13 protein-coding genes are annotated in these 15,882 nt (G+C 69.1%); 6 read left to right on the top strand and 7 right to left on the bottom strand.

Annotated features, from left to right (window positions below):
* Window positions 1-109: 109 nt before the first annotated feature.
* From AB0B68_RS23130 to AB0B68_RS23105, 6 genes are all read right to left on the bottom strand, one after another.
* Entirely contained in the window at window positions 110-1,174 is a 1,065-nt protein-coding gene (locus AB0B68_RS23130) for a succinate dehydrogenase/fumarate reductase iron-sulfur subunit (protein ID WP_355008232.1), read from the bottom strand.
* On the bottom strand, window positions 1,171-3,099 hold the full coding sequence (locus tag AB0B68_RS23125; RefSeq protein WP_357207963.1) for a fumarate reductase/succinate dehydrogenase flavoprotein subunit: 1,929 nt from the start codon (window positions 3,097-3,099) through the stop codon (window positions 1,171-1,173). Before AB0B68_RS23125 ends, AB0B68_RS23130 begins: the two co-directional genes overlap by 4 nt.
* Before the next feature lie 12 nt (window positions 3,100-3,111).
* Window positions 3,112-3,918, bottom strand: a complete 807-nt coding sequence (locus AB0B68_RS23120; protein ID WP_124859396.1) for a hypothetical protein — start codon at window positions 3,916-3,918, stop codon at window positions 3,112-3,114.
* Window positions 3,919-4,183: 265 nt separating this feature from the next.
* A complete protein-coding gene (locus AB0B68_RS23115; protein ID WP_357262610.1) occupies window positions 4,184-5,590 on the bottom strand; it encodes a metallopeptidase TldD-related protein in 1,407 nt (468 codons plus the stop codon).
* Between the two features lie 120 nt (window positions 5,591-5,710).
* Window positions 5,711-7,147, bottom strand: coding sequence for a TldD/PmbA family protein (locus tag AB0B68_RS23110; protein WP_357199827.1), 1,437 nt, complete (start codon window positions 7,145-7,147; stop codon window positions 5,711-5,713).
* 32 nt (window positions 7,148-7,179) lie between these two features.
* Entirely contained in the window at window positions 7,180-7,728 is a 549-nt protein-coding gene (locus tag AB0B68_RS23105) for a Uma2 family endonuclease (RefSeq protein ID WP_357199824.1), read from the bottom strand.
* A 277-nt stretch (window positions 7,729-8,005) separates the two neighbouring features.
* Between AB0B68_RS23105 and AB0B68_RS23100 the strand changes: the two genes are divergently transcribed.
* From AB0B68_RS23100 to pip, 6 genes are all read left to right on the top strand, one after another.
* The gene (locus AB0B68_RS23100) at window positions 8,006-9,061 is read left to right on the top strand and encodes an ABC transporter ATP-binding protein (protein WP_357199836.1); all 1,056 of its coding nucleotides are present in this window, start codon (window positions 8,006-8,008) and stop codon (window positions 9,059-9,061) included.
* Window positions 9,062-9,116: 55 nt separating this feature from the next.
* Window positions 9,117-10,127, top strand: coding sequence for a dipeptide ABC transporter ATP-binding protein (locus AB0B68_RS23095; RefSeq protein WP_357199821.1), 1,011 nt, complete (start codon window positions 9,117-9,119; stop codon window positions 10,125-10,127).
* Window positions 10,124-11,131 (top strand): ABC transporter permease, encoded by a 1,008-nt coding sequence (locus tag AB0B68_RS23090; protein WP_357199818.1) that lies wholly within the window; start codon window positions 10,124-10,126, stop codon window positions 11,129-11,131. The genes AB0B68_RS23095 and AB0B68_RS23090 overlap by 4 nt, the downstream gene beginning before the upstream one ends.
* 11 nt (window positions 11,132-11,142) lie before the next feature.
* Entirely contained in the window at window positions 11,143-12,129 is a 987-nt protein-coding gene (locus tag AB0B68_RS23085; protein WP_112604983.1) for an ABC transporter permease, read from the top strand.
* A 145-nt stretch (window positions 12,130-12,274) separates the two neighbouring features.
* Complete coding sequence (locus tag AB0B68_RS23080) at window positions 12,275-14,017, top strand: ABC transporter substrate-binding protein (protein WP_357262606.1); 1,743 nt, start codon at window positions 12,275-12,277, stop codon at window positions 14,015-14,017.
* 62 nt (window positions 14,018-14,079) lie between these two features.
* A complete protein-coding gene (pip, locus tag AB0B68_RS23075) occupies window positions 14,080-15,027 on the top strand; it encodes a prolyl aminopeptidase (protein WP_357262603.1) in 948 nt (315 codons plus the stop codon).
* A gap of 14 nt (window positions 15,028-15,041) precedes the next feature.
* Here pip and AB0B68_RS23070 read toward each other — a convergent pair whose 3' ends face one another.
* Window positions 15,042-15,794, bottom strand: coding sequence for an XRE family transcriptional regulator (locus AB0B68_RS23070; protein WP_357262600.1), 753 nt, complete (start codon window positions 15,792-15,794; stop codon window positions 15,042-15,044).
* Window positions 15,795-15,882: the final 88 nt, after the last annotated feature.

Raw genomic sequence — 15,882 nt, 5'->3', positions numbered from 1 at the left:
GCCGGGGCCGGGGCCGGGGCCGGGGCCGGGGGCGGGGCCGGGGGTTGGGGGTTGGGAAGTGGGACGGGGGCCGTGGCAGCTGCCACGGCCCCCGTTGTTGTTCAGGTGGTCAGTGCTTGTTGTCCTGCTCCGGGTGAGCGAAGTTGAGGTGCTCCGGAGGCAGCGGGAAGGTCACGTCGTCGCCGAAGGGAGACGGCGCGGCGGCCCGGTCGAAGGTGAGCTCGGTCAGCGGCAGCTTGCCCCGGTCGTCGACCGCCGGAGCGGTCGGGTGGGGCACCTCCCGGTGCCAGTTGACGCCGCTCTGCGCCTGCGCCTCAGCCCCCGAGTCGTGGGAGCCACCCGCGTGCGAGTGCACCCCACCCCGGGCGGAGCCCGGCGTCGCCGAGCCCTGACGGGCGGTGGTCACGCTGGTCTGGGGCGTCTCGCCCCGACGGAAGATCTTGCTACCAAGCCACACAAGGGGATCGTACCTGCGGTCGACGACCCGTTCCTTCATGGGGATGATCCCGTTGTCAGTGATCTTGATGTGCTCGGGGCAGACCTCGGTGCAGCACTTGGTGATGTTGCAGAAGCCGAGGCCCTGTTCGGCCTGCGCGTACTCCTTGCGGTCGGTCCGGGCGTCCAGCGGGTGCATGTCCAGCTCGGCCGCCCGGATGAAGTACCGCGGACCGGAGAACGCCTGCTTGTTCTCCTCGTGATCGCGGATCACGTGGCAGACCGTCTGGCACAGGAAGCACTCGATGCACTTACGGAACTCCTGCGAGCGCTCCACGTCGACCTGCTGCATCCGGTAGTCGCCCGGAGCCACGTCCGTCGGAGGGGCGAACGCCGGGGTCTCCCGTGCCTTCTCGTAGTTGAACGAGACGTCGGTGACCAGGTCCCGGATGACCGGGAAGGTGCGCAGCGGGGTGACAGTGACGGTCTCGTCGTCGCCGAAGGTCGACATCCGCGTCATGCAACCCAGCCGCGGCTTGCCGTTGATCTCCATCGAGCAGGAGCCGCACTTGCCGGCCTTGCAGTTCCACCGGCAGGCCAGGTCGGGCGCATCGGTGGCCTGCAAACGGTGGATGACGTCGAGGACGACCTCGCCCTCGTTCACCTCCACCATGTAGTCCTGGAGGTCGCCGCCGCTCTCGTCGCCCCGCCAGATCCGGAACTGACGCTTCCCGCTCATCGGTTGTCCGCCTCTCCAGCGTCGTCAACGAGGGCGTCGAAGTCGGCGAGCTCCTCGTCGGTGAGGTACTTGGCCAGCTCGGCCCGGTCGAAGAGGCCGATCAGCTCCGACCGCATCTTCGGCAGCGGCTTGCGGGTCAGCTGCACGGTGTCGCCGTCCAGCGCGCAGACCAGGTTGACCTGCCGCCACTTCGGCTCCATCGTCGGGTAGTCCTCCCGGGTGTGCCCGCCGCGCGACTCCTGCCGCTCCAGCGCCGCCTTCGCGGTGCACTCCGAGACCACCAGCATGTTGCGCAGGTCCAGGGCCAGGTGCCAGCCCGGGTTGTAGCGTCGGCCGCCGGCCGCGCTCACCTTGGCCACCCGCTCACGCAGCTCGGCGAGCCGGACCAGCGCGTCGGCCAGCTCACCCTCCCGGCGGATGATGCCCACCAGATCCCCCATCACCGCCTGGAGGTCCTGCTGAAGGGTGTACGGGTTCTCGCCGGTGTCCCGTTGCAGCGGCGCGAGGGCGGTCTCCACGGCCGCCTCGACCTCGTTCACGGCCACCTTCGGTCGGGCGGTCAGCCCGTCGGCGTAGCTGGCCGCGTGCCCGCCCGCCCGCTTGCCGAAGACCAGCAGGTCGGACAGGGAGTTACCACCGAGGCGGTTCGAGCCGTGCATGCCACCGGAGACCTCACCGGCGGCGAACAGCCCGCGTACGTGGCCGAAGGCCGCACCCGAATCCGGGTCGACCTCGACGCCGCCCATCACGTAGTGGCAGGTCGGGCCGACCTCCATCGGCTCGGCCGTGATGTCGACGTCGGCCAGCTCCTTGAACTGGTGATACATCGACGGCAGCCGGCGGCGGATCTCGTCGGCCGAACGTCGGCTCGCGATGTCCAGGAAGACGCCACCGGCGGGGGAGCCCCGGCCGGCCTTGACCTCGCTGTTGATGGCCCGGGCCACCTCGTCGCGCGGCAGCAGCTCCGGAGGGCGTCGGTTGTTGTCCGGGTCGGTGTACCAGCGGTCCGCCTCCTCCTCGGTCTCCGCGTACTGCTTGCGGAAGACGTCGGGGACGTAGTCGAACATGAACCGCTTGCCGTCGGAGTTCTTCAGAACGCCGCCGTCACCGCGCACCGACTCGGTGACCAGGATGCCCTTCACCGAGGGCGGCCAGACCATGCCGGTCGGGTGGAACTGGAGGAACTCCATGTTGATCAGCGTCGCCCCGGCGCGCAGCGCCAGCGCGTGCCCGTCCCCGGTGTACTCCCAGGAGTTCGAGGTGACCTTGTAGGAGCGCCCGACACCGCCGGTGGCCAGCACGACCGCAGGCGCCTCGAAGAGGATGAACTCGCCCGACTCGCGGTAGTAGCCGAACGCGCCGGCCACCCGGTCACCGTCGAGCAGCAGCTCGGTGATGGTCGTCTCGGAGAACACCCTGATCCGGGCGTCGTACGAGCCGAACTCCCGCTGGTCCTCCTGCTGAAGCGAGACGATCTTCTGCTGGAGGGTGCGGATCAGCTCCAGCCCGGTCCGGTCACCAACGTGCGCCAGGCGCGGGTACTCGTGGCCACCGAAGTTGCGCTGCGAGATCTTGCCGTCCTTGGTGCGGTCGAAGAGCGCACCGTACGTCTCCAGCTCCCAGATCCGCTGCGGCGACTCCTTCGCGTGCAGCTCGGCCATCCGGAAGTTGTTGAGGAACTTGCCGCCGCGCATGGTGTCGCGGAAGTGCACCTGCCAGTTGTCCCGGCTGTTCACATTGCCCATCGCGGCGGCCGCGCCGCCCTCGGCCATCACCGTGTGCGCCTTGCCGAACAGCGACTTGGAGATGATCGCGGTCTTCTTGCCGGCCAGCCGGGCCTCGATCGCCGCGCGCAGACCGGCGCCGCCGGCCCCGATGACGACGACGTCGTAGTGGTGTCGTTCGATGCGAGTGGTTGTGGTCATGTCAGGGGCCCTTTAGTTGATGAACCGCAGGTCGGAGAACCAGCCGGCAGCGAGCGCCATGATGTAGAAGTCGGCCAGCGCCAGGGTGCCGAGAGTGATCCAGGCGAGCTGCATGTGCCGCACGTTCAACGCCGAGACGAAGGTCCAGGCCTTGTACCGCACCGGGTGCTTGGAGAAGTGCTTGAGCCGGCCGCCGATGATGTGCCGGCAGGAGTGGCAGGAGATCGTGTACGCCCAGAGCATCACCACGTTGAGCAGCAGGATGATGTTGCCCAGCCCGAAGCCGAAGCCCTTCGGCGAGTGGAAGGCGAGAATCGCGTCCCAGGTGTTGATCAGCGAGATGATCGCGGCGGCGTAGAAGAAGTAGCGGTGCAGGTTCTGCCCGAGCAGCGGGAAACGGGTCTCACCGCCGTACTCCTTGTGCCCGTCCGGGACCGCGCAGGCCGGCGGCGACAGCCAGAACGACCGGTAGTACGCCTTACGGTAGTAGTAGCAGGTGAGCCGGAACAGCAGCAGGAACGGCAGGGTCAGCGCGGCGTCCGGGATGATCCACCAGCCGGGCAGGAACCGGCCGAAGTGCGAGGCTTCCTCGACACACCGGTCGGTCACGCACGGGGAGTAGAACGGGGTCAGGTAGTGGAACTGGTCCACCCAGTACCACTTGTGCATGAAGACCCGGACCGTCGCGTACGCGACCCAGGCGCTGAGCCCGATCACGGTGATCAGCGGGGCGAACCACCATCGGTCGGTACGCAACGTCTTCGCCGCGATGGCGGCGCGCGCCCGCGCCCCCTTCGGCCTCGTTGCCGTTGAAGTCATTCGAGTCGTCTCCTCGACGGGCCCGTACGGGCGGGCTGGTCTCTCTCCGGTCGGCACGCGGACCGGCGAACCCGCACCCGCTGCCACGTCATGCGCACACCAACGACCACGCCGGATCGACCGACGCAGCTAAGTGACACACGTTACGCCGATCTCCGCGAGCCGTCCGCGCAAGGGAGTGTCCCGTGTGTCTGGCCTGCGGAAAAGCCCTCGACGCGCCGGTTTTGCGCGCGTCGCCGACCATCAGCGAGCGTGGCCGACAACGTCAGCCGGAGGCTCCTCCGGTGAAGTGCCACGACGCCAGCCGCAGCGACGGCGCCGCCCACCAGGCACCGTCCACCCGGTCCGGTTGGCGCACCGCCCGCGCGCCGAGCCCGAGCACCGCCCCCGGCCCGAGCGCCCGCGGGTACGACTCGGTGAACCGCAGGTCACGGACCGCCCGGACGACAGTGCCGTCCTCGATCAGCCAGACGCCGTTGCGGGTCAAGCCGGTGACGACGAGGCTCTTCGGGTCGAGCACCCGGGTGTACCAGAGATCGGTGACCAGCAGCCCTCGGCGTACGCCGGCCACCAACGCGGCGGTGTCCGCGTCGACGACCGCCCCGGCCGCCGCGCCGGTGGTGCTCCGGCCCACTGCACTGGCCGGACCCGCCACCGCGCCGGTCAGCCGCAGGTTTCGGGGCATCGGGCCCCAGGTGGTACCCCCGGCGACCGCGTGCCCGGTGGACTCCGCGCCCGCCTCGGCGGCGGTCCGGCGATCGTGCGCCACCGCCCGGGTGGTGCCCGCCTCGACGAGCGTCAGCGCCCGTCGGCCGGTGCCCTCCGCGTCGAACGGCAACCCGGACCCGCCCAGCGGGTCGTCCACCACTGTCACCGCCCTGTCGAACTGGGCCGCGCCCGGCTCGGCGAACGACTGCCGCTCGGCGTACCGCTTGCCGTTGAAGCCGAAGAACGACAGGTTCTGCAGGAGGTCCGCCACCGCGGCCGGCTCGAACACCACCTCGTAGTGCCCCGGCGGCAGCTCGACCGGGTCGGCCGCCGCCCGCACCATCGCGGCCGCCTGCGCGCCCAACTCGGCGCCGTCGAGGTCGGACAGCCGGTCGGCGCTGCGCCGGGCCACCCCGTCGGCGCCGTCGAGGCGGGCGATGCCGTCCATCGCCGCCTCCACCGAGCGGCCGTACGCCGAGTGCCCGGCCGAGTTGGCGAACGCCGACGAGCGGTGCGCGGTGCGGCAGTAGCCGGCGGTGCTGAGGCCCCCGGCAGCGGCCACGAACGCCCGCACCCGATCGGCCCGCTGATCCGGCTCAGCGTGCGCGGTGGCCTCGTCGACGGGCGGGGCGTCCGGCGTGGGCATGGGCGGGGTAAGCCCTGGCCAACCCGGGTCGGGCGGGCAGAGCCGCGCCGCGGCCAGGGTGCGCTCCACCAGACCGGACAGCCCGTCGGCGGTGACCACGCTGCCGCCACCGGCAGCCGTCCGACCGTCGACGTGCACCCGCAGCCGAACCCCGACGGTGGACTCGGAGACGTTCTGGTGGATGCCCGAGTTGGCGAAGCGGGTCAGCGCCAGGTCCGCCCGCGTCACCACCGCCTCGGCCTGCGCGGCTGGCCCGCCAAGACGCCGAACCAGCTCCACCACCTGCCCCGCCAGCTCCAACTCCGTCTGCCCACTCATGCCGAGCCACCTTTCGTTCGCGACTGCGGGGCTCGCAAACCCGGCTCACTCCTCGCGCTCACGCCGAGCCACCTTTCGTTCGCGACTGCGGGGCTCGCAAACCCGGCTCACTCCTCGCGCTCACGCTGAGACCCCTACGCGGACGTTGCGGAACCGGGCCGGCGCAGCCGGGTGGCCGGTGTGCCCGATCTGGCCGGGCTGGCCCTTACCGCAGTTGGGCGTGCCCCAGGAGACCGTCTCGCTCGAGAGCATGTCCATCGAGCGCCAGAACAGGGGGCCGATCCCGGTGTACGTGGGGTTGCGCAGCATCCGCCCACGCCGCCCCTTCTTGATCTCCCAGCCGACCTCGCAGCCGAACTGGAAGTTGAGCCGCTTGTCGTCGATCGACCAGGAGCGGTTGAGGTCCATCAACACGCCGTCGTCGGTGGCCGCGATGATCTCCTCCAGCGTGTGCGGGCCGGGTTCCAGGCCGACGTTGGTCATCCGCACCATCGGCAGCCGGGCCCACCCGTCGGCCCGTACGCTGCCGCCGTAGTCGAGGCTCGCCATGGCTGCGGAGTCCCGGCCGGCGAGCACACCCACCCAGCGGCCGTCCCGGACCGCGTCCCGTTTGACCGCCGGGGAGCCCTCGTCGTCGAAACCGAAGCTGCCCAGCGCACCCGGGATCGTCGGGTCGATGGTGATGTTCATCAGCTCCGAGCCGTAACGCAGCGAGCCGAGCTGGGCCAGGTCCAGCCAGGACGTGCCGGCGAAGGCCGCCTCCCAGCCGAGGATCCGGTCCAGTTCGATGGCGTGCCCGACCGACTCGTGGATCTGCAGGGCCAACTGCTCGCCGCCGAGGATCAGGTCTGTCTCGCCGGCCGGGCAGGCCGGCGCGGTGAGCAGCGCCCGGGACTCCTCGGCGATCTGCGCGGCGTGCGCGGCCAGATCCAGCGACTCGACCAGCTCCCACCCGGTGGTGCCGTACTGGCCGCGGTAGCTCGGCCAGGAGCGGCGCTGCGTCTCGCCGTCGCCGATCGAGGTGGCCGAAATGCCGCCGCCGCACTCGCGGATGCGCTGGTCGATCCGGTGGCCCTCGCTGGAGACGAACCACTTCGCGGTGTCCCAGATCTGGTACAGGCCCTCGGCCAGGTCCGCGCCGTGCTCGGCCATCGTGCGCGTCGCGTCGACCAGCAGATCGCCCTTGTCGGACAGCGGCACCCCGAGCGGGTCGATCTGGCAGCCGGACGCCCAGCTCGCGGTGACAGCCTGGACCGGCACCAGGTCGACCGAAGGGCCCGGCACCCGCGCGCTCGCCATGGCGGTCCGCGTCGCGCGCCGGCCGGCGTCGCGGGCGGCGGCGTCCGACAGATCGGGTACGGCGTGGAAGCCCCAACTCGCTCCGACCAGCGCTCTGACCCCGAGCCCGATGCTCTCGTCCTGGGTCAGCTCCTCCACGTCACCGTTGCGCGCGGTCATCGACTCGTAGCGGCGGTGCATCACCCGGGCGTCGGCGTACCGGGCGCCCGCGTCGAGGGCGGCCTGGACGGCGGCGGCGGCCGCGTCGAACTCGGTCATGGACCGACCCTAGGCCAGCGGACCGACACCCGTCAGGGGAGCAGTTCCTCCGGCCGGATGGTGGCCTTCACCGGCTCAGTCAGCTCCAACACCTCTCCCGGTCTGGTCACGGACTGCTCGGTGTAGTGACCGCCCCGCCGCCGGTACAGATGCACAATGCCGCTGTCCTGCTCGACCAGGAGATACCACTCGATGCCGGCGGCGGCGTAGTAGTGCATCTTGAGGACTTTGTCGGTGGACGCGTTGCTCGGCGAGATGATTTCGCACACCAGCCGCACGTCACTCGCCTCGACGTTGAGCTCGTCGAAGTCGATCGGGCTGGTGATGACGAGATCGGGGATCGGAATCCGACCCGGCCTGAGCCGGACGTTCACCGCTTCCAGAACGTGCAGGCCGGCTTCGCGAACCGGGCCTCGCAGAACCGCGCGTAGTTCGCCCGAGATGTTTTGGTGCCGCGGGGTGGGGGCTGGGGTCACGTGAAGGCTCCCGTCGAAGAGTTCAACGCGTTGCTGCGTCTCGCCGAGGGCGAGGTACTCCTCTTCGGTCCACGGGCCTTCGTGGTTGAACACCGCCGCGGTCATCGTCACCTCCGCCTCGTGCCACGGGCATCCTCTGCTGGCTGCTCCGCCAATCGTCGCACTTCACGTGCGTCCTGGGCCATGAACGGGTGTGGATGGCGAGGTGACGGGGGTGCGGGGCCGATGCCGACTCGTTACGCTCGGGCCCGCTGACACGTGCCGACTTTGTAGCTTATTTTCACCCTCGGGACTTTGCTGTAAGTTCTCTTCGTCACTGAGGGAGGTGGCCGTGGACAGCTCGGAACCCTCGCCGTCCGGGGACCCGGACGACCGTCCCGCCGTGCCGGCGCAGCGCTCCGACCAGGACGCCTACCTGCGGGTGCGTGATCTTCGGGTCCGGTTCGACACCGAGGACGGCGTGGTGCGCGCTGTCGACGGGGTGTCGTTCGCCGTCGAGCGGGGCCGCACCCTCGGCATCGTGGGTGAGTCCGGCTCCGGCAAGAGCGTCACCTCGCTGGCGATTCTCGGCCTGCACGACCCGAAACGGACCACCATCACGGGGGAGATCTCCGTGGGTGGCCGGCAGGTGGTCGGCCTGGCCGACGAGGAGGTACGCCGGCTGCGCGGCCGGGATATGGCGATGATCTTCCAGGATCCACTGTCGGCTCTGCACCCGTACTACACGGTGGGCCGGCAGATCGCCGAGGCGTACCGGGTGCACCACCCGAAGGCCAACCGGCGCGAGGCCCGCCAGCGTGCTGTCGACATGCTGGACCGGGTCGGCATCCCGCAGCCGGCGCGTCGCTTCGACCAGTACGCCCACGAGTTCTCCGGCGGCATGCGCCAGCGGGCGATGATCGCGATGTCCCTGGTCAACGACCCGGCGCTGCTGATCGCCGACGAGCCGACCACCGCGTTGGACGTCACAGTGCAGGCGCAGATCCTGGACCTGCTCGCCGACCTCCAGGCCGAGTTCCACTCCGCGATCATCCTGATCACCCACGACCTCGGCGTGGTCGGCCAGGTCGCCGACGACGTGCTGGTCATGTACGGCGGGCGGGCCGTCGAGCGGGGCAGCGTCGAGCAGGTGCTCCGTGCGCCGCAGCATCCGTACACCTGGGGGTTGCTCTCCAGCGTGCCGTCGCTGCACGGCGACGCGGACGCGGACCTGGTGCCCATCCCCGGCAACCCGCCCAGCCTGATCAACCTGCCGTCGGGCTGCGCGTTCCACCCGCGCTGCCGGTACGCGGACCGCGCCGGCAGCCGCTCCCGCACCGAGGTGCCCGAGCTGCGCCCCGCCGGGGCCGATGGCCACCTGGTCGCCTGTCACCTGAGCGCGGAGGAGCGCGCCGCGTTCTACGCCGAGGACATCGCACGAGTGGGGGTGGCTGTGTGAGGGCGAGGAACGTAGCGCAGCGGAGTACCGCAGTCCCGAACGGAGGACTGTGGAGATGACCGATGAACCACTGCTGCGGGTACGCGGCCTGAGCAAGCACTTCCCGGTACGCCAGGGGCTGCGCGCCACCGGTCTGGTGCGGGCGGTCGACGGGCTCGACTTCGACGTGCGCCCGGGCGAGACGCTCGGCCTGGTGGGGGAGTCGGGCTGCGGCAAGACCACCACCGGTCGGATGCTGGTGCGGTTGCTGGAACCGACGAGCGGCAGCATCGAGTTCGACGGGCGGGACATCACGCACGCCGGCCGCCGGGAGTTGCGCCCGCTGCGCCAGGAACTCCAGATCATCTTCCAGGACCCGTACGCCTCGCTGAACCCTCGGCACACGGTGGGCCGGATCGTGGCGATGCCGCTACAGGTCAACGGAATCAAGCCGCCGGGTGGCATCAAGGCCCGTGTCCAGGAGTTGCTGGAGCTGGTCGGGCTGAACCCGGAGCACTACAACCGGTACCCGCACGAGTTCTCCGGTGGTCAACGCCAGCGCATCGGCATCGCCCGCGCGCTGGCCCTGCGGCCCAAGCTGATCGTCGCGGACGAGCCGGTCTCCGCGCTGGACGTCTCGATCCAGGCGCAGGTCGTCAATCTGCTGCGCGACCTGCAACGCGAGCTTGGCCTGGCCTTCGTGTTCATCGCGCACGACCTGGCCGTGGTCCGGCACTTCTGCCAGCGGGTCGCGGTCATGTACCTGGGTCGGATCGTGGAGATCGGCGACCGGGCGGACATCTACGAGCGCCCACAGCACCCGTACACCCGGGCCTTGCTCTCGGCGATCCCGGACGTCACCCAGCTCGGCCCGGCGGGGCGGATCCGGCTGACCGGTGACGTACCCACCCCGCTGGACCCGCCGTCGGGCTGTCGGTTCCGCACCCGGTGCTGGAAGGCGCAGGACATCTGCGCCACCGAGGAGCCCGCGCTGATCCCGCGCGACGGCGGCAACCAGGCCACCGCGTGTCACTTCCCCGAAGTGGCGGGGTCGATCACCCAGGTCGTCGAGGAGGTGTCGTCGTGAGCCTGTCCCCGGTGGAGGGTGTGGCGCTGGCCGAGATCGAGTCCGGTGGCGACGAGAGCGGAGCCGCGACCACTGGCGTCGTGGGCCGTTCGCCCGGTCAGCTCGCCTGGCTGCGGCTGCGCCGCGACCGGACGGCGGTGATCAGCGGCGTACTCCTGGTCTTCTTCCTGTTGTTGGGGTTGGCTGCTCCGCTGATCGAGATGGTCTACGGGATCGGCCCGCGGGAGCAGTTCCAGAACATGCTGGACGGCTTCGGCATGCCGCTGGGGTACGCCGGCGGGGTCAGTGGCGAGCACTGGTTCGGTCTGGAGCCGGGGCTGGGTCGGGACATCTTCATCCGGCTGATCTACGGGCTGCGGACCTCGCTGTTCATCGCGTTCGCGGCGGCCCTGATCACCGCGACGATCGGGATCGTGCTGGGGGCGCTCGCCGGCTACCTGGGCGGCTGGCTCGACGCGGTGATCAACTGGATCACCGACCTGACCCTGGCCATGCCCTTCCTGATTATCGCGCTGGCGCTCACGCCCACCATCACGCTGCGCTTCTACGGTGAGCGGGGGCAGGTGTCGTCCGCCTTCGGGGTGGGCGTGCTGATCGCCGTCTTCGCCATCTTCGGCTGGACCAGCACGGCCCGGCTGGTTCGCGGGCAGGTGATCGCGCTGCGCGAGCGGGAGTTCGTGGAGGCGGCCCGGGCCAGCGGGGCCGGGTTGGGGCACATGCTCTTCCGGCAGTTGCTGCCGAACATCTGGGCGCCGATCCTGGTGTCCTTCTCCCTGGCGGTGCCGCAGTTCATCACCAGCGAGGCGGCGCTGTCGTTCATCGGCGTCGGCCTCAGCGACGAGACGCCGAGCTTCGGCCGAATGATCTACCGCAGTCTGGACTTCCTCCAGACCGACCCGGCGTACGTGTTCTTTCCGGGCATCACGATCTTCGCGCTGGTGTTCGCCTTCAACCTCTTCGGCGACGCGTTGCGGGACGCGCTCGACCCGAAGTCGTCCCGGTAGGGGTCAAAATCATGGCGCGATTTCTGCTCAAGCGACTCTTCTCCGCCACGCTGACCCTCTTCGCGGTGAGCGTGTTGACCTTCCTGATGTTCTTCGCTCTTCCGCGCGACCCGGTCAGTAGCATCTGCTCGAAGAACTGCAACCCGGAGCGGCTGGAGCGGGTCCGCGACGACCTGGGCCTGAACGATCCGCTGATCAGCCAGTACGCCGGTTACATGAAGGGCATCGTGACCGGTCGGGACCTGGGTAGCGCCCAGGGCGGCCGGTGCGACGCACCCTGCCTGGGCTGGTCGTACGTCACCAACGAGGCCGTCTCGGACACCATCGCCCGGGTGCTGCCGGTGACGCTGAGCATCGTGATCCCGGCGGCCATCCTCTGGTTGCTGCTCGGCGTGGGGCTCGGCATGGTGTCCGCGCTGCGTCGGGGCACCTGGCTGGACCGGCTGGCGATCGGCTTCTCGCTGACCGGCGCCTCGTTGCAACTGTACTTCGTGGGCGCGGTGCTGCTGCTGGTGTTCGTCTACAACCTGCGGCTGTTGCCGGTGCCCAGCTACACCTCGATATTCGACAACCCGGCGAAGTGGGCCAGCGGGCTGGTGCTGGCCTGGGTGGCGCTGGCCTTCCTCTTCTCGGCGATCTACGCACGGCTGTCGCGGGCGCAGATGTTGGAGACGCTGTCGGAGGACTTCGTCCGGACCGCGCGGGCCAAGGGCCTGGCCAAACCCACTGTGTACGGGAGGCACGCGCTGCGCGCGGCGATCACTCCGGTGGTGACCATCGCGGGGCTGGACGTGGGCGGGGCGCTGGGCGGGACGGTGATCACCGAGACGACGTTCGGCATCCAGGGGTTGGGGCGTACGGCGGTGGACGCGGTGCGCTCGGGTGATCTGCCCACGATCATGGCGACGGTGCTGATCGCCGCCGTCTTCGTGGTGTTGGCGAACGTACTGGTGGACCTGCTCTACGCGGCCATCGACCCTCGGGTGCGGCTGCGCTGAGCTGTCGGTGGACGGGGCGCGCCCGGTGGCGGAATTTATCGACAACTGTTACACAAATTGTAAGTTTTTTTCCTTACGATCCTCGGGACGTCGGCGGTTCTCGCCCCGACGAAACCGCACGGCACATGGGTGAAGGGGGTACTTCATGAGACCACGCGTGGTGGCTGCCGCAGGCGGCGCGATCGCTCTGGTTGTGGCATTGGGTGCGTGCTCGAAGAACACGGGCGAGGGCACCACTGTGGACAGCGAGCGGAAGCAGACCGGGGTCATCGCGACCGACCCCAAGGACTCGCAGGGGCCGGCGGCCGAGGTGAGTGGCGCCCAGAAGGGTGGCACGTTCAGCGTCATCCGGGAGTCCCCGATCTCCCACCTGGACCCGCAGCGGACGTATTCGTTCGCCGGTCTGATGGCCAACCCCCTCTGGTCGCGCTACCTGACCACCTGGAAGGACGACGGCAAGGGCGGCCTGGTCCTGGTGGGCGACCTGGCCGAGACGCCGGGCAAGAACGTCAACAACGACTGCAAGGTCTGGGAGTTCACGATCAAGGACGGGGTGAAGTTCGAGGACGGCCGGCCGATCACCTCCAAGGAGATCGCGTACGGCATCGCCCGCTCCTTCGACCCGGACCTGTCCGGCGGCCCGACCTACATCCAGGAGTGGCTGGCCGACACCGCGCAGTTCGACACCAAGTGGGACTTCAAGAAGAACAAGACGTCGCTGCCCCCCGGCCTGAGCACGCCGGATGCGAAGACGCTGCGCTTCGAGTTCGCCAAGCCCCGCTGTGACCTGCCGTTCGCGGTCTCGCTGCCGACCACCGCGCCGCTGCCCGCCGACAAGGACACCGGCGTCGACCTGGACAAGCAGCCCTTCTCGTCCGGCCCGTACAAGGTCGCCAAGAACCAGGTCGGCGTGCAGATCACCCTGGACCGCAACCCCAACTGGGACCCGAAGACCGACCCGGTCCGGCACCAGTACCCGGACCAGTTCGTCTGGAGCTTCGGCCCCACCGCGGACGCCGCCAACAACCGGGTGATCGCCGACAACGGCGCCGACCAGAGCGCGCTCGCCTTCAACACGGTGCCCGCCTCGCTGGTCGCCAAGGTGGCCGGGGACGCGTCGCTGAAGTCCCGGACGCTCCTCTCGCCGACCCCGAGCGCAAACCAGCTCGTCATCAACAACCAGCGGGTCACCGACCTGAAGGTGCGTCAGGCGCTCAACTACGCCATCGATCGCGAAGGCATGATCAAGGCGCTCGGCGGTCAGACCGTCGCCGCGCCGCTGACCACGCTGATGCCGCCGGCCACCATCGGCTACAAGGCGTACGACGCGTACCCGGCGGGCGCCAACGGCAACGTCGACAAGGTCAAGGAGCTGCTCGGCGGCAAGACGCCGGAGCTGGTTCTCGGTGTCGCCGACAACTCGACCGAGCAGCAGCAGGGTGCCCAGCTCAAGGCGAACCTGGAGCGGGCCGGCTTCAAGATTACCGTCCGGAACATCTCGGACGACGCGAAGCTCGACGAGATCAAGAAGAAGAACAACCCCTGGGACCTGTACATCGGTAACTGGGCGGCGGACTGGCCCAGCGGAGCGTCGATCCTGCCGGTGCTCTACGACGGCCGGACCATCAAGGCCGAGGGCAACAGCAACCAGTCCTACTTCAACGACCCGACGATCAACGCTGAGATGGACCGCATCCTGGCCATGCCCCCGGCCGACCAGGGACCGGAGTGGGCCAAGCTCGACGAGCGGATCATGAAGGAGCACGCACCGGTGGTGCCGTTCTACGTCGACGTGGCCTACAACGTGCACGGCTCCAAGGCCGGCGGGATCTTCATCTCCAGCGTCTTCGGCTACCCGTCGTTCGTGAACGCGTACGTCAAGCCGTAAGTCACACCGCAGACCAGCAGGGTCCCCTTCCGACAACGTCGTCGGGAGGGGACCCTGCTGTCATGGACTGGTACCCGCCCATCGAGCCGTACGACTCCGGGATGCTCAGCGTCGGCCACGGCAACGAGCTCTACTGGGAAGTGTGTGGAAACCCCGGCGGCAAACCCGCGGTGTTCCTGCACGGCGGCCCCGGCGGTGGTCTGCTCCCCGGCAATCGGCAGTACTTCGACCCGTCCGGCTACCGCGTCGTGCTGTTCGACCAGCGGAACTGCGGTCGCAGCCGGCCCTTTGCGGGCGACCCGAAGACGTCACTGGAACACAACACCACCCCGCATCTGGTGGCGGACATCGAGCAGCTACGAGAGCACCTGGGGATTGAGCGCTGGCTCGTCTTCGGAGGCAGTTGGGGCAGCACCCTCGCCCTGGCCTACGCGCAGGCCCATCCCGAGCGGGTCACCGAACTCGTACTCCGTGGCGTGTGGCTGGTTCGCAGGTCGGACGAGGCATGGGCGTTCACCCCGGCGGGCGCAGCGCATCTGTTTCCCGCAGAGTGGGCGGCCTTCTGTGCTGCGATCCCCGTGACGGAACAGCACGACCTCGTCGGCGCCTATGGCCGCCGCATCTCCCATCCCGACCCCGCGGTCCACGGCCCGGCGGCCCGTGCCTGGATGAGCTGGGAGCTCTCGGCCAACACCCTGCTGCCGATGGCGCCGCCCGGCATCGACGACGCCAGCCTGCTGGCGTTCGCCCGCATCACACACCACTACATCAGTAACGGCGGCTTCCTCCTGCCGGAAGGTCTCCTGGCGGGAGTCGACCGCATTCGACACATCCCGGCGGTGATCGTGAACGGTCGATACGACATCAAGACGCCACCAAAGCAAGCCTGGGACCTGCATCGGGTCTGGCCTGAGGCGAAGTTCCACATCGTGGAGGACGCGGGCCACAGCGGCTCCGAACCTGGCACCCGCAGCCTGCTCATCGAAGCCACCAACCAGTTCCTCGCGTAAAGGGTCACAGCGTGCTATTCCGGCGAGGTGTTGTACTGGTGGAGCGTCGCCTTGGACGTGGAGGCGTCCCGGAAGGTCAGCTCCCATGGGCCGGTGTTGACGTCCATGTCCTTGCCGAAACCGACCCACTTCCCGGCCATCCGTCGACCAGTCGGCTCGACCAGTAGCTGGATCGCGCCGTGGTAACGGGCTCCTCGGTAGTAACCGGCCGAGTCGGTCTGCTCGACCCAGGTGCCGGTAACCACGGCACCGTCAACGGTCAGATCCATTGACAGTGAGGATGCCGCCGAGCCAGGAAGGCTTCGCACGGTTAGTTGGTCGCCGTGCTGGAGTACGACCACGAAGTGCTGTCCGGCGAATGATTCCCCCCGGCCACTGGAGTGGTACTGGTAGCGGCTGAGCCAGACCCCGTCGTACGACGCGTGGACCGTGAGTGGCTTGGGCGTTGGTGTGGCCAGGCTCGACATGGGCGAGGTCAGGTCGTGGCCACCGTGTTGGTCGTCGACGACATCGCCATTGGGTATCGCGGCGAAGCCGAGCAGTGAGACCGGCAGGCCGGTCACGACTTCCAGTGCGCGGGCGTACACGGGCCGGGGTGCGGCGATCGCGCCAGACTCCCAGCGCTGGACCAGTCTCTTGTTGGCGTCGTTGGGCTCGCCGACGCGACGGCCGGCGGCCTGGAGCGCGCGGGCGAAGTCGTCCTGGCTCATCCGCATCCCGGTGCGGACCGCGCGTAGAGCGGTATTCGGGGCATTCATGTTCGCCACAATAGCGATCTGTCGCCTTAATGTCGCCAGCAAAGTGCCCGTGTTGTCGGGCTCTGTGCCGTCGCGCCTGACGACGGCTCGGCGTCAT

The sequence above is a fragment of the Micromonospora sp. NPDC049049 genome (assembly GCF_040649115.1).
Classification (GTDB): Bacteria; Actinomycetota; Actinomycetes; order Mycobacteriales; family Micromonosporaceae; genus Micromonospora.
Note: the sequence above shows the minus strand (reverse complement) of the source record. Positions and strands in the feature narration are given on the sequence as shown.